13 protein-coding genes are annotated in these 21,233 nt (G+C 34.5%); 7 read left to right on the forward strand and 6 right to left on the reverse strand.

Going from position 1 to position 21,233, the window contains the following annotated elements; all coding sequences use genetic code 11:
- Positions 1–114: 114 nt before the first annotated feature.
- The 4 genes from ccsA to K5V07_RS07100 all read left to right on the forward strand — a co-directional run bounded on the left by ccsA (position 115) and on the right by K5V07_RS07100 (position 12,371).
- Positions 115–3,336, forward strand: coding sequence for a cytochrome c biogenesis protein CcsA (gene ccsA, locus K5V07_RS07085; protein ID WP_221916932.1), 3,222 nt, complete (start codon positions 115–117; stop codon positions 3,334–3,336).
- A gap of 295 nt (positions 3,337–3,631) precedes the next feature.
- Complete coding sequence (locus K5V07_RS07090; RefSeq protein ID WP_221916933.1) at positions 3,632–4,102, forward strand: T9SS type A sorting domain-containing protein; 471 nt, start codon at positions 3,632–3,634, stop codon at positions 4,100–4,102.
- A gap of 342 nt (positions 4,103–4,444) precedes the next feature.
- On the forward strand, positions 4,445–9,259 hold the full coding sequence (locus K5V07_RS07095) for a hypothetical protein (protein WP_221916934.1): 4,815 nt from the start codon (positions 4,445–4,447) through the stop codon (positions 9,257–9,259).
- 25 nt (positions 9,260–9,284) lie between these two features.
- Positions 9,285–12,371 (forward strand): fibrinogen-like YCDxxxxGGGW domain-containing protein, encoded by a 3,087-nt coding sequence (locus K5V07_RS07100; RefSeq protein ID WP_221916935.1) that lies wholly within the window; start codon positions 9,285–9,287, stop codon positions 12,369–12,371.
- 78 nt (positions 12,372–12,449) lie between these two features.
- On the opposite strand, the gene K5V07_RS07105 is transcribed toward K5V07_RS07100, so the two are convergent.
- Both K5V07_RS07105 and K5V07_RS07110 read right to left on the reverse strand, forming a co-directional pair.
- Positions 12,450–13,235 carry an anti-sigma factor domain-containing protein gene (locus tag K5V07_RS07105; RefSeq protein WP_144890545.1) on the reverse strand — a complete coding sequence of 262 codons (786 nt, stop codon included), beginning with the start codon at positions 13,233–13,235 and terminating at the stop codon, positions 12,450–12,452.
- Entirely contained in the window at positions 13,235–13,765 is a 531-nt protein-coding gene (locus tag K5V07_RS07110; protein WP_144890547.1) for an RNA polymerase sigma factor, read from the reverse strand. Before K5V07_RS07110 ends, K5V07_RS07105 begins: the two co-directional genes overlap by 1 nt.
- Positions 13,766–14,173: 408 nt before the next feature.
- Here K5V07_RS07110 and K5V07_RS07115 point away from each other — a divergent pair, with 408 nt between their 5' ends.
- Positions 14,174–14,761, forward strand: a complete 588-nt coding sequence (locus K5V07_RS07115) for a glutathione peroxidase (protein ID WP_221916936.1) — start codon at positions 14,174–14,176, stop codon at positions 14,759–14,761.
- 183 nt (positions 14,762–14,944) lie between these two features.
- Here the strand turns inward: K5V07_RS07115 and K5V07_RS07120 are convergent, their stop codons facing one another.
- Entirely contained in the window at positions 14,945–15,895 is a 951-nt protein-coding gene (locus K5V07_RS07120; protein ID WP_221916937.1) for a tRNA-dihydrouridine synthase, read from the reverse strand.
- 58 nt (positions 15,896–15,953) lie between these two features.
- Positions 15,954–16,451: a GNAT family N-acetyltransferase gene (locus K5V07_RS07125; RefSeq protein ID WP_221916938.1), complete on the reverse strand. Its 498-nt coding sequence runs from the start codon at positions 16,449–16,451 to the stop codon at positions 15,954–15,956.
- 96 nt (positions 16,452–16,547) lie between these two features.
- Between K5V07_RS07125 and menD the strand changes: the two genes are divergently transcribed.
- Both menD and K5V07_RS07135 read left to right on the forward strand, forming a co-directional pair.
- A complete protein-coding gene (menD, locus tag K5V07_RS07130; protein WP_221916939.1) occupies positions 16,548–18,209 on the forward strand; it encodes a 2-succinyl-5-enolpyruvyl-6-hydroxy-3-cyclohexene-1-carboxylic-acid synthase in 1,662 nt (553 codons plus the stop codon).
- An 88-nt stretch (positions 18,210–18,297) separates the two neighbouring features.
- Complete coding sequence (locus K5V07_RS07135) at positions 18,298–18,639, forward strand: DUF2853 family protein (protein ID WP_221916940.1); 342 nt, start codon at positions 18,298–18,300, stop codon at positions 18,637–18,639.
- 129 nt (positions 18,640–18,768) lie between these two features.
- On the opposite strand, the gene K5V07_RS07140 is transcribed toward K5V07_RS07135, so the two are convergent.
- Positions 18,769–20,121 carry a M28 family metallopeptidase gene (locus tag K5V07_RS07140; RefSeq protein WP_255577792.1) on the reverse strand — a complete coding sequence of 451 codons (1,353 nt, stop codon included), beginning with the start codon at positions 20,119–20,121 and terminating at the stop codon, positions 18,769–18,771.
- 200 nt (positions 20,122–20,321) lie between these two features.
- A complete protein-coding gene (locus tag K5V07_RS07145) occupies positions 20,322–20,855 on the reverse strand; it encodes a hypothetical protein (protein WP_221916941.1) in 534 nt (177 codons plus the stop codon).
- Positions 20,856–21,233 lie beyond the last annotated feature (378 nt).

Below are 21,233 nucleotides of genomic sequence, written 5' to 3' on the forward strand. Positions count from 1 at the left end.
GTTTTTCTCTCTTAACACCACCTTAATTTTGATTTAATTAACAAATGTCAGCTAAAAGTACTCAACATTTTTAAGTACTTTTGTGGCAATTTTACAAAACATAATCTCCTAAAAATGGAAAAAAAAATAGTTTCTTTTTTGTTTTCTACACGTTTGATGGCTTTCTTGTTTATAGCATATGCAGTTGCTATGGGTACCGGAACTTTTATAGAAAGTAAATACAATACAGATACTGCAAAAATCTTGATTTACAATGCTTGGTGGTTTGAGGCCATTCATGTCTTTTTTGTGATTAATTTTATTGGTAACATCAAGCGATATCAATTATTAAAAAAAGAAAAGTGGGCTACCTTATTGCTCCATTTGTCGTTTATTTTCATCATTGTAGGTGCATTTGTAACGCGTTATATAAGTTATGAAGGAGTAATGCCGATTCGTGAAGGAGCTGCTGAAAATCAGATTTTTTCAGAAAAAACCTTTCTTACCGTCTTTGTTGATGGCGAATACAAAGGCGAAATGAGGCGCAGAGTTTTTGAGGAAAAAGTGCTTTTATCTCCTGCTACAAATAATGATTTTAGTATCACTGGAAAATTTGCCGATACCCCATTTGAAGTGGAATATGAAAACTTTATAATGGGTGCCAAAGAATATATAAAACCCGATCCAAAAGGAATTCTTTACTTAAAAATAGTAGAAGCTGGTGATGGTGGAAGACACGAACATTTCTTGAAAGAAGGCGAAGTTCAAAACATTCATAACGTATTGTTTTCACTTAATAAATACACTGATGGCGCTATAAACATTACCACAAATGGTAAAGAATATACCATTCAAACTCCTTTTGAAGGTAACTTTATGCGTATGGCAGATAAGTTACAAGGTAAAGTTACCAAGGATAATGCACAACCCTTAATGATGCGTTCTTTATATAGCATAGGCGAAATGCGTTTTGTATTTCCTGATCCTGCCGTAAAAGGAATTGTAGACTATGAATCGGATAATGATTTTAAAGCCAAAACGCATGAAGATGCTATTACGTTTAAAATAAAAGCAGAAGGCCAGGAAAAAACAGTTACTCTTTTAGGTTCAAAAGGAAAAGTAGGGGAGTCCAAAACAGTTAAAATTGGAAAAATAGATTATTCTTTTTTCTACGGAAGCAAAGCCTATGTATTGCCTTTTAAAATCAGATTGAATGATTTTATTGCTCAAAAATACCCTGGAACTGAGAAAAGTTATTCTTCATTTGAAAGTAAAGTAACGGTTCAAGATAAAGAGCCATTTGATGCCCGAATTTATATGAATAATGTTTTAGATTATGAAGGGTATCGTTTTTTTCAATCGGGATTTGACCCGGATGAAAAAGGAACTATTTTATCCGTAAACCATGATTTTTGGGGTACTTTGTTAACGTACATCGGTTATTTTATGTTGTATTTTGCTATGATGGCTATTATGTTTACTAAATATTCAAGATTTGCTGATCTAAAAAGAAAATTGGATGTTGTGAAATCTAAAAAAGCAAAATTGTTAGGGGTTTGCCTATTGTTTTTTAGTATGAGCGGTATGGCTCAAGAACACGAACATGCAGAACATGAAGGGCACGCACATACTGAAGCTCCAGCAAGTGAGGCAGCCGCTAGTGAAAAACCAGCACAACACAGCAGTCATTCTAAGAAAAAATTAAGTCAAGAGGAATTACTGGCTTTAATAACAAAATATAAGGTTTCTGAGGCTCATGCTGTTAAATTTGGTAGATTAGTGATTCAAGATGGTGGTGGAAGAATGAAACCAATCAACACTTTTTCATCAGAATTATTGCGAAAAGTAAGCCAGAGTGATTCTTATAATGATATGAATTCAGATCAAGTTTTCTTATCAATAACTCAGTATGCTAGTTATTGGATTGAGATTCCTATCATTCATTTAAGAAAAGGAAACGATAGTATAAGAAAAATAATTGGTGTTGATAGCAAAGCAAAGGTTGCACCGTTCATAGCATTTTTTGATGAAAAAGGGAATTACAAACTTTCTAAATACTTAGACGAGTCTTATAAAGCTGCTAATCCAAATCAATTTGAAAAAGATTTTATCGATACAGACAAAAGGGTAAATCTTATGGAATCTGCTTTGAGTGGTCGTATCCTTAAAATTTTCCCGATTCCAGAGGATAAAAACAATAAATGGGTTTCCTTTTTAGAATTGAATGAGGCTGGTTTTAAAGGTATGGAAGCAACTTATACCAAAAATGTGTTGCCATTGTATTTTGGTTCATTAGCAACTGCATCTACAACAGGAGATTTTAAGACTGCTGATGAATTAGTAGAAAGTATTACTGGTTTTCAAAAACGTTTTGGTAGTAAAGTAAGACCAAGTGAGGACAGAATCTCCTCAGAGATAATGTATAACAAATATGATATTTTTAGCAAATTAACCACTTGGTATATTTTGGCAGCTATTGCAATGTTGTTTTTTACCATTTTACAAATTTTCAAAGAACGTAAGTGGTTGCAATTTTCTGTAAATGGGATGCATATAATAATAGGTTTACTTTTTGTTTTACATACAGTTGGGTTAATTGCAAGATGGTATATTTCTGGACATGCACCTTGGAGTAATGCTTATGAATCTATCATTTATATTGCATGGGCAACTATGTTTTTTGGATTGGCATTTGATCGTAAATCAAAACTTACTGTGGCGTCCTCAGCATTTGTAACTGCAATGATTTTATTTGCAGCTAACTTGAACTGGATTGATCCCGAAATTGCCAACCTACAACCTGTTTTGAACTCGTATTGGTTAATGATTCACGTTGCGGTTATCGTAGGAAGTTATGGTCCATTAGCTTTGGGAATGATTTTAGGAGCTGTAGCATTATTGCTAATTATGTTTACGAATGAAAAGAATAAAGTAAAAATGGATTTAAACATTCAAGAAATTACTTATATCAATGAAATGGCTCTAACAATTGGACTTATCATGCTTACTATTGGTAACTTTTTAGGCGGACAATGGGCTAATGAAAGTTGGGGTAGGTATTGGGGTTGGGACCCAAAAGAAACTTGGGCTTTGATTACCATTATGGTTTATGCTTTTGTAATTCATGCTCGTTTTGTTCCTTCATTGCGTGGAAAATGGATTTTTAATCTAATGAGTATGTTTGCTTTTATCTCTACATTGTTTACGTATTATGGAGTGAATTTTCACTTAGTAGGATTACACTCGTATGCAAGTGGTGAGGCACATTCACTAAGTTGGATTTGGTATACTAGTGGAGTGATTGCATTATTTGGTGCTTTGTCTTATCCAAAATATAAAAAGTATTACAAGAAATAAATTGTATCGCTATGTATTGAAAAAGGGTTTAACTGTAGAGTTAAACCCTTTTTTTGTGCCGTATGCTTACCTTAAACTTTTGACTGCTATTTTTTTAGTTCTAGAAAAAGTATTCCGTGTTAAAAACACCTTTCTTTTTAAATGTAAAAAAAGTTTCGATTTTATATTGTATTGTTAATCATGTATTTATAATATGTAATTATACACTTGTTAATACTTATTATTTCCGATTAAATGCAAATTTTATCGTTGAAATACATTTTATTTATGTAATATTGTATAAAATATTATATTTATGAGGTACTTACTTATATTATTTACAGTGACTTTTCAAGGTCAAGTTTTACATCATGAGATGGTTTCTGCACAAGGGGCTTCCAAAAAATTACCAGATGGGATTTCAGTTTCACAAACGATTGGTCAAAACAGTAATGTTGGGACTTCAAGTTTTAATTATGTGATTCAGCAGGGATTTCAACAGAGTTTTTGGGGAAAGTATATTGCCTCAAATCCACCCGAGGAAATAAAATTTAATACGTATCCCAATCCATTTATTCAAACAATAAATTTCGAATTCTCAAAAATTGTTTCTGATGATATTGAAATAAATGTATTTGATATCAGTGGCAGGTTAGTTTTTAATCAAAGTAAAAAAGCAGATAATTTCCTCTTGACTGTTTTGCTTCCGTTTTTATCAAGAGGAGAATACCTAGTTCGCTTAAATACTTCAACGTTTTCAGTATATACCAAAATCATAAAACTATGACAAAAAATTACACTTCCTTATGTGAGTATTTAGCAGCATTTTTCCGAATAATGAAAGTAAATTTTTTGTCGAAGCATGCTTTTATTTTTTTTCCGTTTACTTCCGTGCGAAATTTTCCTTTACTCTTCTCCGATTTTCGAAAACAGTTGCTTCTTATTCAATGCAGAATAATTAGAGTATTCGCCAATCAGAATCTTCAGAATAACAATGTGAGTTTTGTTATGCTTCCCATTGAGGTGGAACTTCCAAAAGTACTATCGAAAACGTGTAGGCAATTCTAATTTTTTTAGAACAACTTCAATCTTATTTTTTTAAAATTTATCACATTTAATGAATCAAATTATGAAAAAAATTATTTTGCTCTTCATCTTTTTTCTTTGTGTAAAGGGTTTTGCACAAAGCAATGGAATTACGTATCAGGCCGTTATTTTGAAACCCACTAATAAAATTTCTTCAGTAACTAGTGAAAATCTGCCTGTAGCAAACAAAAACGTATGCATGCAATTCCAGTTTGTAGATGAGTTTTCAAAGATCGAATACCAGGAAGTTATTCAAACCACGACAGATCAATACGGGATGGTAAATCTTGTAATAGGTACAGGTACTCGCAATGGTGGATATGCATCATCTTTTGATAATATAGCATGGGTTGCGGCTCAAAAAAAGTTGGTTGTAAGTATTAACATTTCAGGCGATTGTTCGTCATTTACTGAAATTAGCAATCAACCGTTTACGACCGTTCCGTTTGCTTATGCCGCAATAAATAGTACGAATGTAACAGGTGTTGTAGCTGTTGAAAATGGAGGTACGAATGCTACCACGATTTTAGGAGCCAAAACGACATTGGAACTGGATCAAGTTGATAACACATCGGATGTTGCAAAGCCAATTAGTGATGCTACGAAATCTGCACTCCAATTGAAAGAAGATATAGCCAACAAAAGCACTAATTTTACACAAGATGGAAGTTCGGACGTTAAGTTTCCAACTGTGAAAGCAACTAAAACGTATGTAGATACAGGAATAAATACACTATTTGCAACAACGCAATCAGCTTTAGATTTAAAAGCAAATTTAGCTTCACCAACTTTCACAGGAACGGTTTCAGGGATTGATAAAACAATGGTTGGATTGTCGAATGTGGACAATACTAGCGATGCGAATAAACCTGTTTCAGCAGCAACACAATCAGCTTTAGATTTAAAAGCACCTTTGAATTCGCCAACTTTCACAGGAACCGTTTCAGGAATTGATAAAACGATGGTTGGCTTAGGCAATGTCGATAACACTAGCGATGCGAACAAACCAGTTTCTACGGCAGCGCAAACCGCTTTAGATTTAAAAGCGAATTTGGCTTCACCAACATTCACAGGAACGGTTTCAGGAATTGATAAAACAATGGTTGGCTTAGGCAATGTCGATAACACCAGCGATGCCAATAAACCTGTTTCTTCTGCTGTGCAAACTGCTTTAGATTTAAAAGCAAATTTAGCTTCACCAACTTTTACAGGAACGGTTTCGGGAATTGATAAAACGATGGTGGGATTGTCGAATGTGGACAATACCAGCGATGCCAATAAACCAACTTCAGCAGCAACACAATCAGCATTAGATTTAAAAGCAAATTTGGTTTCGCCAACATTTACAGGAACCGTTTCGGGAATCGATAAAACAATGGTGGGATTATCCAATGTGGACAATACCAGCGATGCCAACAAACCAGTTTCTACGGCTGCTCAAAACGCTTTAGATTTAAAAGCAAATTTGGCTTCGCCAACTTTTACAGGAACGGTTTCAGGAATTGATAAAACGATGGTTGGATTGTCGAATGTGGACAACACTAGCGATGCCAATAAACCAACTTCAGCAGCAACGCAATCAGCTTTAGATTTAAAAGCCAATTTGGTTTCGCCAACATTTACAGGAACGGTTTCGGGAATTGATAAAACGATGGTAGGATTGTCGAATGTGGACAACACTAGCGATGCCAACAAACCAGTTTCTACGGCTGCTCAAACCGCTTTAGATTTAAAAGCAAATTTAGCTTCACCAACATTTACAGGAACGGTTTCAGGAATCGATAAAACAATGGTGGGATTGTCGAATGTCGATAACACCAGCGATGCAAACAAACCAACTTCAACAGCAACACAAACCGCTTTAGATTTAAAAGCAAATTTAGCTTCGCCAACTTTTACAGGAACGGTTTCAGGAATTGATAAAACGATGGTTGGATTGTCGAATGTGGACAATACCAGCGATGCCAATAAACCAACTTCAGCAGCAACACAAACCGCTTTAGATTTAAAAGCCAATTTAGCTTCGCCAACTTTCACAGGAACGGTTTCGGGAATTGATAAAACGATGGTTGGCTTGGCGAACATTGATAATACTTCGGATGCGAACAAACCTATTTCAGCTGCTGCTCAAAACGCTTTAGATTTAAAAGCACCTTTGAATTCGCCAACTTTTACAGGAACGGTTTCAGGAATTGATAAAACAATGGTTGGATTGTCGAATGTCGATAACACCAGCGATGCGAATAAACCTGTTTCTACTGCTGCTCAAACCGCTTTAGATTTAAAAGCAAATTTAGCTTCGCCAACTTTCACAGGAACTGTTTCGGGAATTGATAAAACGATGGTTGGCTTAGCGAACGTTGATAATACTTCGGATGCCAACAAACCAGTTTCAGCTGCTGCGCAATCATCCTTGGATTTAAAAGCAAATTTAGCTTCGCCAACTTTCACAGGAACTGTTTCGGGAATTGATAAAACGATGGTTGGCTTGGCGAACATTGATAATACTTCGGATGCGAACAAACCTATTTCAGCTGCTGCTCAAAACGCTTTAGATTTAAAAGCACCTTTGAATTCGCCAACTTTCACAGGAACCGTTTCAGGAATTGATAAAACGATGGTTGGCTTAGGCAATGTCGATAACACTAGCGATGCGAACAAACCAGTTTCTACGGCAGCGCAAACCGCTTTAGATTTAAAAGCGAATTTGGCTTCACCAACATTCACAGGAACGGTTTCAGGAATTGATAAAACAATGGTTGGCTTAGGCAATGTCGATAACACCAGCGATGCCAATAAACCTGTTTCTTATGCTGTGCAAACTGCTTTAGATTTAAAAGCAAATTTAGCTTCACCAACTTTTACAGGAACGGTTTCGGGAATTGATAAAACGATGGTGGGATTGTCGAATGTGGACAATACCAGCGATGCCAATAAACCAACTTCAGCAGCAACACAATCAGCATTAGATTTAAAAGCAAATTTGGTTTCGCCAACATTTACAGGAACCGTTTCGGGAATCGATAAAACAATGGTGGGATTATCCAATGTGGACAATACCAGCGATGCCAACAAACCAGTTTCTACGGCTGCTCAAAACGCTTTAGATTTAAAAGCAAATTTGGCTTCGCCAACTTTTACAGGAACGGTTTCAGGAATTGATAAAACGATGGTTGGATTGTCGAATGTGGACAACACTAGCGATGCCAATAAACCAACTTCAGCAGCAACGCAATCAGCTTTAGATTTAAAAGCCAATTTGGTTTCGCCAACATTTACAGGAACGGTTTCGGGAATTGATAAAACGATGGTAGGATTGTCGAATGTGGACAACACTAGCGATGCCAACAAACCAGTTTCTACGGCTGCTCAAAACGCTTTAGATTTAAAAGCAAATTTAGCTTCACCAACATTTACAGGAACGGTTTCAGGAATCGATAAAACAATGGTGGGATTGTCGAATGTCGATAACACCAGCGATGCAAACAAACCAACTTCAACAGCAACACAAACCGCTTTAGATTTAAAAGCAAATTTAGCTTCGCCAACTTTTACAGGAACGGTTTCAGGAATTGATAAAACGATGGTTGGATTGTCGAATGTGGACAATACCAGCGATGCCAATAAACCAACTTCAGCAGCAACACAAACCGCTTTAGATTTAAAAGCGAATTTAGCTTCACCAACATTTACAGGAACGGTTTCAGGAATCGATAAAACAATGGTGGGATTGTCGAATGTCGATAACACCAGCGATGCAAACAAACCAACTTCAACAGCAACACAAACCGCTTTAGATTTAAAAGCAAATTTAGCTTCGCCAACTTTTACAGGAACGGTTTCAGGAATTGATAAAACAATGGTTGGCTTAGGCAATGTCGATAACACTAGTGATGCGAACAAACCAACTTCAGCAGCAACACAAACCGCTTTAGATTTAAAAGCCAATTTAGCCTCGCCAACTTTCACAGGATCACCTCTAGCACCAACTCCAACCGCAGGAGTTTCTAATGGCTTAATAGCAACAACAGAATTTGTAACAGATGCTGTTGCAACTGCTACAGCAAATACGAATACTAATTTCGTTAATTTAACATCTGCTCAAACAATTTCAGGGGTAAAAAGTTTTAGCGTTGATGCAATCATTAATGGTGTTACAGTTGGTAGAGGGAATTTTAATGAAAATTCAAATACAGCTGTGGGACTAGGAACTTTAGCAAATAATGCTGGGTATGCTAATACTGGAGTAGGTAGAGGGGCATTAGCCTCAAATGGGGCGGCAGGAGGAAATACGGCATTGGGTTATATTGCATTATCAAACAATGTTTCAGGAACAGACAATGTTGCCATAGGTACGCAAACATTGCAGACAAATGTATCAGGGTCACAAAATACTGCTATTGGAAAAAATGCAAATGTTGCAACAGATGGTATTTCTAATTCGGTAGCAATTGGCGCAAATGCAATAGTTACCTCTTCAAATACTATTCAATTAGGATCAGATGGTAGTGGTTCACATGCACCTATAACAGATGTAAAAACTAGTGGTGCTATCACTGCAGCTTCGTTCAAAGTAGCTGGAGGAACAGCCGCACAATTTTTAAAAGCAGATGGTTCAGTTTCAACTGAAGCTATTTTGGAAGTTGCAGACGAATTTAGTGCAACTGCGGCTCAAACTTCATTTACTTTAACGCAAACTAAATCACCCAACAGCAAGGTTAAAATGTATATCAATGGAATACGAATTAGTAATACTGCATATTCCGTATCAGGAAATACATTAACTTATATTCCATCTAATAACGGATCTTACTCGTTGTCAGTAAATGACCGAATTCAATTTGATTATTTTTATTAATAGTAGCTTCTAAAACCAAAACAATATGAAGTTTTTTATAAAAATTGTTTTTATTCTTTCACTGTTTTTTACATTTCAAGGAAATGCTCAAAATAGTTTGGATATTTTAGGACTGAGCATTACTGATCCAGCAGCCGTTGCTTTCAGCTTAAGAAAATTAAGTAGTTCGTATACTGGAAGTGCCATTCAAGTTCGTCGTAGTTTAGACAACGCTACCCAAGATATTGGATTTGATAGTAATGGATCGTTAGATTCTGCAGCATTATTAGCATTTGTGGGCGTACAAGATGGTTATGTTAGTATCTGGTACGATCAAAGTGGAAATAATAGACACCTTATAAAACCAGATTTAAGTCAACAACCTAGAATTGTATCAAACGGAATCTTTAAATATATAGGGACTAAGATTGCAATTGATTTTTCGGGGAATAAAGGCTTGGTTTATTCTGGATCTTTAAATTTAGCAAGTGTTACAGCAGTGATACGATCAGAATCTACTAACTGGCCAGGTTATCACTGTATTCTAGATGGGACTCCTAGAATTGGGGGAATATTAGAAAACGGAGGAACTAATTTTCATTCTAATGTGTCTCCTGTAGCTATTTGGAGAAACGGAATTTCAAAATTGATTTCGAGTTCATTAGGGCCTACAAATGAAAGCATGGTATTGTCAATTACTACCAGTACGGATAATTTGAGCCAAATTTTCATTGGTAATTATGATGGTGGATCTAATGGAGGCTCTATTTTACAAAACGAAGCAATTGGTTTTTCTACGTTAAATACAGTAGGAGTTAGACAATTATTAGAATGTAATCAAGGAAGTTATTACGGAATTCCATTAACGTTATGCACAACAGCAATCCTAACCAGTCCTTCACCACTAAATAGGTTTGAATGTAAAGGAACCGTTGCAACTCCATTAAGCGTAGAAGCTACAGGTCAAAACCTAACTTTTCAATGGTATAGCAACACCATTCCAAGCACTGTGGGTGGTACATTAATTGCTGATGCTACTTCAGCTACTTTTATTCCTCCAACCGTAAATAACGGCACTACATATTACTACGTAGTTGTTTCTGGAAGTTTGGGTTTACCAGCGGTAAGTCTCATTTCGGGGCCTGTAACCGTCGAGGAACTAGGGCCTGTTACCATAAATCCTACTTCAGTTACCATTAATGCGGGAGACACGGCTACCCTTACAGCATCCGGTGCAATTACTTATTCATGGAGTAGCGTTTTATATACCCCTTTGGATCAAGTAACAACTGCTAAGTTGGCTGTTGGATTGAGATTGCTAAAATCTAATTATACGGGATTTGCGGTTCGCTTAAGACGTGCAAGTGATAATGTTGAAGCTGATTTTGGCTTTTCAGGTAAAAATCTAGATTCAGCAGCAATTGATTCATGGCTCGGAGTTTCATCTGGATATTGTGTAAAACTGTATGACCAGTCAGGAAATGGAAATGACATGGTTGCACCTTCAACTAGTGCACAACCACTTTACGTTGCATCTGGATTAAATTCAAAACCTATTTTAAGGTTCAATACGTCACAAAGTATTAAAAATAATTTTAATTTTTCTACTCCTTACTCGGTTGTGTATACGGCAAAACAAACAGGTCCTAGTAGAGGTAGAGTTTTAAATGGTTCTAATAACAATTGGCTTTTAGGATGGTGGGGAGGAAGTAAAAGTCAGGCCTATTTTGAGGGTTGGGTTTCACAAGAAAACGGAATTCCTGCAGACAATAACGCTTATGTATACTCAGGAACAGGAAACGGGTCAACGTCATTTGTTTTTGAAAATAGTATTGCAAAAACGATTTCTCAAAATGGAGGTAATGGCAGTCCAAATGGCTTACGAATTAATGAAAGTGAACCGTCTGATGCGGATGTTGCAGATATTTTTGCCTTTGACACCGTACTTTCAGAAGTAGACAGAATAAAGGTAGAGCTAAGCACAGGAAACTATTATGGAATTTTTCCAAATATTCCCTTGGGACTTACAGCATCTATTGATGTATCTCCAACTGAAACAGCAACATACTATGTATCTGGTTTTTCTTTAAATGGTGCTTGTGTTGTAAACAATTCAGTAACAGTAACTGTTTTAAAAGATCCTAACCTTAGTAGTTTTGGAAATGTAACCAAGACTTTTTTTGACGGATCTTATACTATTACGCCACCAACAAGTCAAAGTAATGGAAGCATTTCATACGCCAGTAGTAATCCTAGCGTTGCCACCATAAGCGGATCTAATGTGACAATAACAGGTCCAGGAACTACTACAATTACAGCTACGCAAGATCTTACAGGGACTCATTTTGCCGGAACTATAACTGCATCATTAACGGTGAATAGCGTTACTGTACTAACAAGAAATGGAAAAATTTCGACCACAGATTCTAATTATATCAATAAAAACGGTGCATTGCAAACCAGTAATTCGCTAACACCGTTTGGAGGTAAAACCAATACAAGATCAAATGACGGACTTTCGGCAGCTACAGCAGGAAGTAGTGCACTTCAAATAAAAACAGATTATCCATCTGCAATGGATGGATTGTATTGGATTGTAAATCCTAATATTAATGGTGGTACGCCGTTTCAAATTTATGCAGATATGACTACTGATGGTGGAGGTTGGACATTGATATTATGTAATAACAATAATTCCGGATGGAATGGAACTAATGCTATTTTAAGAAATGAAACAGTTCCAACGATTAATGGTCAATATTCTATTATAGTCTATGCAGATTATCTAAAAAAGAGTGCTAGTGGTTTTCAATATATGATCGAAGCTTCAGCAAGAGGTCGTTGGGGTGGTATTTGGACTGCTAACCAAGCGTATAGTTTTGTAAACACTAATAATACTCAAACGGATATTACTTTAAATACAAAATTTGATTCTTGGAATTACAATAATGACGGAATTGAACAAATTATGCCTTGGTATGCAAATGGTTCACAAGGAGCTATAACAACAAGTAGCGACCCCAATGGAGCATGGTGGGGTACTTTAGTTTCCACAAACGGATTCTCTCCTGCGCCATGGATGGGTTGTTGTGGTAATGATAATCCAGGAATTATTTGGTATTGGGTACGTTAAAAGTAGAATGTTATAAATTGAATAAAAAAAAGGTTCAACTGTTGTAAGTTGAACCTTTTTGATGTGATTTTAAATTTTTTAAACTTTACCTAGAGTATACAACTGCTCCATTGTAGGGGATACGCTTCCGCCAGCAGGCTCAAGTGTTATCCCAAAAGCTTGTGCTTCATTTGCATTATTTACAGCAAATAATTTTTGATCATTTTTATCAAAATTTTCTAACAAACCAATACTTGTAGGGGTTAACGGATCTAGTTTTAAAGCCCATACTTGATACACCATTCCTTCAGGAGGTTCAGGTAATCCCGATGCATCAACATAAACAACTTTTGTGTCTTGGTTCCAATACACTTTGGCAAAAGACTCTGGTGCTACTGCTTGACCTCCCAAACCTACAACAGTATTTTTAGTATCTCTTACTACTGCTAAACTGGTTTCAACTGCTGTGTTTTTAATTTTTAAACTTTTAAATTCTTTCTCTAAAGTTGCTTTTTCAAGTTTTGTAGCAACTACTTGACTTGAAGTAACATTGAGTTCATTGTATTGATATCCTACGCCTAAAAGTAAAAGTAAAGTTGCAGCCCAACCCAAATACTGCATTTTGTTACTACTCCTTTCAAGTGCTATCACAGGAGCGTGTTTTAATTCTAGTTTTTCTTTAATTTTCTCAAAGTTGACTACTGAGTGAAATGGAGAAAAACTTGATGATAAGGCTACAATTGCTTTTTCTATAGCAATTATCTCTGAGTTTATTTCAGCAGAATTTTTTGCTTTGCTGGCCACTTCTTCGCTTTCAGACTCACTTAGTAAGCCGTAAACATAAAGTTCCAGAATTCCTGATTCTATATATTCTTTTGTTTCCATTAGATTTTCAAATAATTTCTTAGATCGTTAATACAATTTCTATTTTGCGTTTTTACGGTTCCTAAAGGAATTGCCAACTCGTCACTAGCCTCTTGTTGGGTGTAGCCTTTAAAAAAAAGTAAATCAATAATCTGAATGCATTTTGGTTTTAATTTTTTTACAAAATCTTGTAAACCAATAGTATCCATTTTGTCTGCCAGTTTGGAACTGTCTTCAAAGTGATTTACGAAATTATCTGTAGAAAGGTTTTTTTGACTGTTATTAAAGTTTTTAGAGCGAAGTTTATCAATAGAAGTATTTCTTGCAATATTTAAAATCCAGGTATAAAACCTTCCTTTACTTTCATTGTACGTATCAATATTTTTCCAAATTTTAACAAATACTTCTTGAAGCACATCTTCTGCTTCTTCTCGATTTTTTACTAAAACATTAATGACAGAGAACAAACTCTTAGAATACATATCATATAGATGTGTAAAAGCTCTCTCGTCTTTTTTATAAATTAATACCAATAGTTCTTCTTGACTCATATGTTTCTTTATTTTTAGTACTACAAACTTAAACTTTACTATCCATAAAAATAGTAAAATTATCTTTAATGAATTTATTCCGGGTGTAATTTTATAGCATACAATGAGATATGAGAATAAAAACAGCTTTTTATAAAACTTTTTTAGAACTCTTTACGTAAATAACTAAAAGTATTTACAGATAACTGAATATAACAAAGCAAAACTGAAGCTTATAAATTAATGTCCATAAACAAGTTAAACATTAGGTTTAGCAATAGAAATTTAAATACCACATTAGTTTCGTTGTTTTATTTGTTTGGAAGCTTGGTTCATCATAAAGCCAAGCTTCTTTTTTTTAACTACTGTTTAACAAAGATAATTATCAGTAAAACAAATATTTGATTAATTTTACCAAAAAAAAATACCATGAAAAAAATATTATTCTTTACAACTGTTATTTTTTCTCTTTACAGTTGTCAAAATCAAGCACAACCAAAAAAATTAGAAACGAGTAATTACACAACACCAATGACAAAAGAATCGATATACCAATTTAAAGTTGAAGATTTGTCTGGAAAGACTTTTGATTTTGCATCTTTAAAAGGCAAAAAAATTATTGTGGTTAATACTGCTTCAAAATGTGGATTAACACCTCAGTATAAAGATCTAGAGACAGTTTACAAAGAATATAAGGATAAAGGTCTAGTAATTGTAGGTTTTCCAGCTAATAATTTTGCTTCTCAAGAGCCTGGTACCAATGAAGAGATTGCTACTTTCTGTCAAATGAATTATGGGGTAACTTTCCCTATGATGGACAAAGTATCTGTAAAAGGTGATGATATGGCTGCTATTTACCAGTTTTTAACTCAAAAATCTAAAAATGGTTTACAAGATTCAACTGTAGAATGGAATTTTCAAAAATACTTAATTAATGAAAATGGAGAACTAGAAAAAGTTATTTCACCTAGAGTTCTTGTAACTGATCCGGAAGTATTGAATTGGATTAAAGCATAAGCAGTTAGCTAACTTTATAAAGTAAAATATTTTAAAAGAGATTTTCAGTCAAATGAAAATCTCTTTTTTTTGTGGTTTAAGTAAGTGTCGAATATTTTCTAAACTTTGCACCATTAAGAAATTAAGTTACATTAAGAATCAGCGTTTAATTTTTCTTAGTTTCTTAATGGTTTATTTTTTCCTCTAGAATTTTTCGTTTTTGAAAATTTCAGCTACAGCAGCTTCATAATTACGAATACTTTGCGCTTTTTTTATTTTTTTCAAAACCTTATGTGGATTTGAAAACGTAGCCGAAAAATATTCCCATAAATGATACATTTTCAATAAGATATGTGTAGGTCCCGAAAGAGATTCACTATAAATAGCATACAAAGTATCGTGAAAAGCACTAAATAATTCAATTTTGTTGGCAGGATATTCTGAAGTATTATTCTTAATCATACTTGGTAAGAAGGGATCTGAGATTAATCCTCTACCAATCATCCAATGATCAATACTCGGATAGCGTTCTTGCATTTCATGAAACTTCGCTACAGAGGTTATGTCTCCGTTGTAATACAATTTATGTTTAGTAGTATCAATACATTTTTGAAATCCATCAAGATCTACTCCGCCTTTGTACAATTGTTTTCCTAAACGGGCGTGGATGGCTATATTTTTTAAGGGATATTTGTCAAGAATAGGGAGTACATCAATAATTTCCTGAGGAGATTCATAACCCAAACGCATTTTCATAGATACCAGTATATCCGTTTCATTGTGTGCTCTTTCTAGTATGTGATTGATTTTTTCGGTATTGCTAATCAATCCAGATCCCATACCAGATTTTGTTACCATTGGGTAAGGACATCCCAAGTTCCAGTTGAGTTCTTTGTAACCAAGTTCTCGTACATATTTAGCAACAAACAAAAACTCTTCTGCATCGTTTGTAATTACTTGCGGAATTACCTCTAGTTCAAGATTGTTTTCTAAAAGTAAATCGCGCTCATAAGAAGGCTTGATCACTAATTTGCCATTTAGGCGAATGTAAGGCGAATAAAAAGTATCAATACCTCCAAAAAGCTTGTTTTGGGCATTTCTAAATCTAAAGTCGGTAAAACCCTGCAAAGGGGAGGAAAGCAATGTAAAACTCATAAGTACTATAAAAATGCAAAGGTACCTTTTTCAAGCCAGTAACGCTAATTAAGGAGTCTTATTCTAAAATCAACTGCATAAACACAGAGTGTAACCAACGGTCAAATTTAAATCCTGATTCTTTGATTATCCCTACCGTTTTAAACCCAAATTTTTCATGAAATTCAACGCTACTTTGATTTTCAGAATCAATAACAGCAATCATTGTGTGTAAGTTTTGTCTTTTTGCAAGAACTATCAATTCTTCAAGAAGTAATTTACCTATTCCTTTACCATGATGATCTTGACTTACATATACAGAATGCTCAACCGTAAATTTATAAGCTTCTCGAAAACGGAATTCGCTATACATACCAAAACCTACAACAACTCCGCCAATTTCAGCCACGATCACAGGGAAATTTTTACTTTGTTTATCGGCTAAGATGCTAATTTGTTGCTCTAGTGTTCTTGTATTATAATCATACAAAGCTGTAGAGTGTAAAATATTGAAATTTATAATCTCCAAAATAGCTTGAGTATCCTCAGTTTTGTATGCGCGTATCGTTGTTTTCATGGGCTATTTATTTGCTTCAAAAATAGCAAATAACAGTTCAAATTCAAGGAAAAAGACCAGCGAATTTGTAACTTTGTATCAAAGAAATTAGATACAATGATATACCCCAAAATACCTTTGGCGCAAAGCATAATTGAAATTTGTTTAGCCAAGGGAATCACCAACATAATTATTTCCCCGGGTTCTAGAAATGCACCACTTACCATAGGTTTTGTAAATAATCCTGCTTTTAAATGTTACAGCATTGCTGATGAACGTTGTGCAGCCTTTTTTGGTTTAGGAATAGCTCAACAAACGGCACATCCGGTGGCGCTTGTTTGTACCTCTGGATCCGCTTTATTGAATTATTATCCTGCTTTTGCAGAGGCTTTTTACAGTCAAATTCCACTTGTGGTAATCTCAGCAGATAGGCCTCAAAGTAAGATTGATATTGGTGATGGACAAACCATCAGACAGGAAAATGTATTCGAAAACCATTCCTTATACAATGCTAATTTGCTTGAGGATGTTTCGGCCGAGAATGATTTAAAAATCAACGTGGCAATTAATACGGCTATTTCTCAAAAAGGTCCCGTTCATATCAATGCTCCTTTTGAAGAACCTTTGTATGAAACCGTTTCGGAACTTTCAGTCACAGTGAACACAGTCGCTTTCGCAAATGCTACTCAGACGATTTCTATTGATGATGTTTCAGAATTTGCAACGATTTGGAACAATGCTACTAAGAAAATGATTTTGGTTGGTGTTAACGAACCGAATGCCGTTAACGAGAAAGTAATTGAGGCTTTCGCCAAAGATGAGTCGGTTGTGGTTTTGACCGAAACGACTTCTAACCTACACCACGATACTTTTATCAATAACATTGACACGATAATTACCCCTTTTACGAATGAAGATTTTGAAAATTTTCGTCCGGAGATTTTAGTAACATTTGGCGGAATGGTCGTTTCAAAAAGAATTAAAGCATTTTTACGCAAATACAAACCCAAACACCATTGGCATATTGATTCTTGGAGAGCGTATGACACTTTTGGTGCTTTGACACACCATTTTGAAGTAAATCCAAATGTATTTTTTGAAACCTTTCTGCCACTTACAAATGCAATAGAAAGTAATTATTTCAATCAATTAGAAGCTGTGAAAGCATTGCGAAAGTTAAAAAGCGAAATTTATTTAGATAAAATTCCTTTTTCGGATTTTAAAGTATTTGAGAGCGTTATTCAAGGTTTACCAATAAACAGCCATTTACAAATTAGTAATAGCTCGGCAATCCGCTATGCGCAACTGATAGACATTCACCCTACAATTGAGGTATACTGTAATCGTGGAACTAGTGGAATTGATGGCAGTACATCAACAGCAATAGGTGCGGCTGTGGCCAATACAAAACCAACTATTTTTATAACTGGTGACATTGGTTTTTTGTATGATAGTAACGCATTATGGAACAGTTATATTCCTAAAAACTTCAAGATTATACTCATAAATAATGGTGGGGGCGGAATTTTTAGAATTCTACCGGGACATGAAGAAACGCCAGTTTTTAATACTTTTTTTGAGACATCCCATTGCTTGACCGCCGAACATTTAGCAAAAATGTATGGTTTAGAATATACAATCGCTAGTGATGAGGTAAGTCTTGAAAGTGGTTTGATTGCATTGTATGCGCAAAATGATACGCCATGTATTCTAGAAGTGTTTACACCTACACTTCAAAATGATAGTATTTTATTGCAATTTTTTAAAGAATTAGTGTAATTTTTTTCTTGTTTTTAATACAACTCTAAGATATAATGTTTAATTTTAGTCTGTTATAAACTAAAAAACCAACAAAAAACTTTTATTTATGAGTGCAAGAGAAGAATTAATTGTAAAATACGCAGCAGATTTGAAAGAAAAATGCGGCGTAGATCCAGATATGGATTTATTAACTAAAGTTACAATAGGCTGCGGACCGTCAATTTATAATGCTGATGCTGCAACAGTAGCTGGAAGTCAGCAGTCAGAATTGGACACAGTAAAAAACAATTTCTTGATCAAGAAATTAGGCTTAACTGATGGACCAGAATTAGACGCTGCCGTTGATGCAGTAATGGAAAAATATGGCAGATCTAATAGAAACAAGTACAGAGCCGTTATTTACTATTTACTTACTGTTCATTTTAAGAAAGAGAGTGTTTACAATTAATTGTTGATTGTAAAAATTAGGTATAAAAAAAGCGTTTGTCGAATTGAGACAAACGCTTTTTTGTTAAATCACTTTTTTAATCAGAAACACGAGAATTAGTTTCAATTAAATTGATTTCATTCTTGTAAGTTAACGAATAGGGATAGGAAAAACAGGTAAACTTGAATGTCCTAATTCATCAACCGCTTGTACTGCAAAGAAGAAATTATCTTTAGAATACGGAATTTCGGCCTTAGTATCTTTTACAAAAATAGTTTTTTCCCAGTGTTGTGATCCCGTTTCTCTAATAAGGATGTTGTAGCCATAAACAGCTTTTCCTTCTGGCGCAGTCCAAAGTAAAGCAGAGAAATTGGTCAAATCTTTTACTTCAATTCCAACATTAGTAGGTGCTTTTGGCGACCAAGCTAAGTTGCTGAAAGTAGCTAAGTTAGAACAGGTTACTTTTTTCATGTATTCAAAGTCCATGAATTCAGGAAGGTCTCCATACTGAATGTTATTTTCTTTTCTCACATTTTGGTGTTGGTGATCGTAGTTCTCGTTCATTTCGCAAAAACGAATCGCAGTAAAACCATTTTGGCTAAAAGGAGTATGATCTCCACCACGCAAGAAACGGTCATTGCGGTATACCAGGTTAATATCCAATTGATCTACGTATTGATTAGTAACCGTCTTAACGTAACGTGCTAATTGTCTGGATGGGCTATCATTATCGCGATTGGTTGATTTTCGCATTTTTGCTTCGGCTTCTGTTTCTAGATAGGGAATAGTTTCGCTAAAAACACGCACTCTTGTATTGTCACGTAATAAAGTGCCGCTTGATAAGCTGTTGCCTATCATGTCATTGTTAAGCATAGCAATCAAATTCCATTTGCCTTCTTTGGCAAGATCAGCAAGATGTTTAGCACCATACAAACCTTGTTCTTCACCCACTACAGCCACAAAAATGAGTGTAAAAGGAAATTCTCTTTGACTCATAATTCTGGCTAGTTCCATCATGGCAGCCACTCCTGAAGCATCATCATTTGCACCAGGAGCGTCAGATTTTGAGTCCATTACATCCGAAGCTCTTGAATCTAAGTGACCACTGATAATCATAACTCTATCGTCAGTAGGATCTGTACCTTTTAAAGTTGCCATTACGTTTCCTAATTGGCTATCCGTTGCAATTCGTTTTCCATCGGCTTTGATGGTAAAAAAATCAATAACAGAAGTAAGTCTGCCGCCAGAAGCCAAGGCATATTTGTCAAATTCTGATTTTACCCAGCGTTGTGCTGCTCCAATACCTCGAGTATTACTTTTGGTATCGCTCAAAGTATGGCGAGTACCGAAAGAAACGAGTTTCCGAACGGTAGCTTCCATATTTTCCGATTTAACTTCGGTCAACATTTTTTTAATTTCGGGATCATCAACTGTAGTTTGTGCAAAAGTTGTAATCGAAAAGCATACAAGTAGAATTAAGGTAGTTATAGGATTTGGTTTCATTAATTGTTTTTTTAATTTCCTCAAAGTTAGTGAAAAAGAAAAATAGTTTTTCACGTCCTTAAAATTTTAGGAATTGTTTGAGGTTAGAAGTATATACCAAGAGATATTTTGCAAATCAGGATTGTACCACTTGGATTTTATTATTTTTATTCATGGATTATGATGTGTTGTTTGATGACCAGACGGTGAGGTATTTAATTTTATAATATTTTTTTATTTTTCATAAAATCCTTTCGTATTTTAATTAATTTGCGGTGATTAATAATTGAATAAAAAGGAATATTTGATTCTCCTCTTCCATATGTTGTTAAGTTCAAAAGTATTTTGTCTTCTGTAAATATTACAAATATTTTTTTTCCAGAACTAAATATTCCACCTCTATATTTTCCTCGTAAAATATTTATTCCATTGTCATTAAGAAGAAAATCTGGAAATTCCTTTTTTAGAAGTTCAACAATTTTTTCTCTGTCTATTTTAGGATTTGAAATCTCGACTTTCAACATTTTGTAATTCAGAAACCAACTTATTAAAAGAAAAATTGTAAAAAATATTAAACATAAAGTAAAAAAAACATTCTCATTATTATCAGGATTTGATAAAATTGAAACTAATAAAAATGTCCAACCTACATAAACAAAAGTCTCAAAAAATAATTCAAGCACATATTCAAAGTTTAGTTTGTAGATTATAAATTCATATTTAATACTTTTCTCTAAATTTAATTTAAAGCTCATTTTCTTTTAGATTGATGTCAAGATGTTTGTCCATGTCAGACTGGTGTAAACACACTTATTTTTTTATTGTAAATATAGTCGATTTGAACTACAAAAAAATAAATTTTTGCAAGAATTAGATTGTTGATTACTTAGTGAAAAAGAGGTTAGAACCATAAAAATAGAGCAGTACTAAATCCTTTTTTTAACCTTTATAATAATCTCATTGCAATATTAGTCAAGAGGTCTTTCTTTGTTTCGTTTTTGTAACGTGTATCTTGAATATGAAATAAAGACCTAACAGGTTTCTAAAACCTGTTAGGTCTCAGAGGTTAAAACAGTAAAGTTTGATAAGTTTGTTAGGTTTTTTAATTGTCCTAGTGTTTCTAAAGCAGCTAT

This window comes from Flavobacterium sp. CHNK8 (assembly GCF_019774515.1).
GTDB classification, from domain to species: Bacteria; Bacteroidota; Bacteroidia; order Flavobacteriales; family Flavobacteriaceae; genus Flavobacterium; species Flavobacterium tiangeerense.

What these genes read in the sequence shown, in the direction of transcription:
- ccsA (WP_221916932.1), top strand. Translation starts at nt 115, where the DNA reads ATGGAAAAAAAAATAGTTTCTTTTTTGTTTTCTACACGTTTGATGGCT.
- K5V07_RS07090 (WP_221916933.1), top strand. Translation starts at nt 3,632, where the DNA reads ATGAGGTACTTACTTATATTATTTACAGTGACTTTTCAAGGTCAAGTT.
- K5V07_RS07095 (WP_221916934.1), top strand. Translation starts at nt 4,445, where the DNA reads ATGAAAAAAATTATTTTGCTCTTCATCTTTTTTCTTTGTGTAAAGGGT.
- K5V07_RS07100 (WP_221916935.1), top strand. Translation starts at nt 9,285, where the DNA reads ATGAAGTTTTTTATAAAAATTGTTTTTATTCTTTCACTGTTTTTTACA.
- K5V07_RS07105 (WP_144890545.1), bottom strand. Translation starts at nt 13,235, where the DNA reads ATGGAAACAAAAGAATATATAGAATCAGGAATTCTGGAACTTTATGTT.
- K5V07_RS07110 (WP_144890547.1), bottom strand. Translation starts at nt 13,765, where the DNA reads ATGAGTCAAGAAGAACTATTGGTATTAATTTATAAAAAAGACGAGAGA.
- K5V07_RS07115 (WP_221916936.1), top strand. Translation starts at nt 14,174, where the DNA reads ATGAAAAAAATATTATTCTTTACAACTGTTATTTTTTCTCTTTACAGT.
- K5V07_RS07120 (WP_221916937.1), bottom strand. Translation starts at nt 15,895, where the DNA reads ATGAGTTTTACATTGCTTTCCTCCCCTTTGCAGGGTTTTACCGACTTT.
- K5V07_RS07125 (WP_221916938.1), bottom strand. Translation starts at nt 16,451, where the DNA reads ATGAAAACAACGATACGCGCATACAAAACTGAGGATACTCAAGCTATT.
- menD (WP_221916939.1), top strand. Translation starts at nt 16,548, where the DNA reads ATGATATACCCCAAAATACCTTTGGCGCAAAGCATAATTGAAATTTGT.
- K5V07_RS07135 (WP_221916940.1), top strand. Translation starts at nt 18,298, where the DNA reads ATGAGTGCAAGAGAAGAATTAATTGTAAAATACGCAGCAGATTTGAAA.
- K5V07_RS07140 (WP_255577792.1), bottom strand. Translation starts at nt 20,121, where the DNA reads ATGAAACCAAATCCTATAACTACCTTAATTCTACTTGTATGCTTTTCG.
- K5V07_RS07145 (WP_221916941.1), bottom strand. Translation starts at nt 20,855, where the DNA reads ATGAGCTTTAAATTAAATTTAGAGAAAAGTATTAAATATGAATTTATA.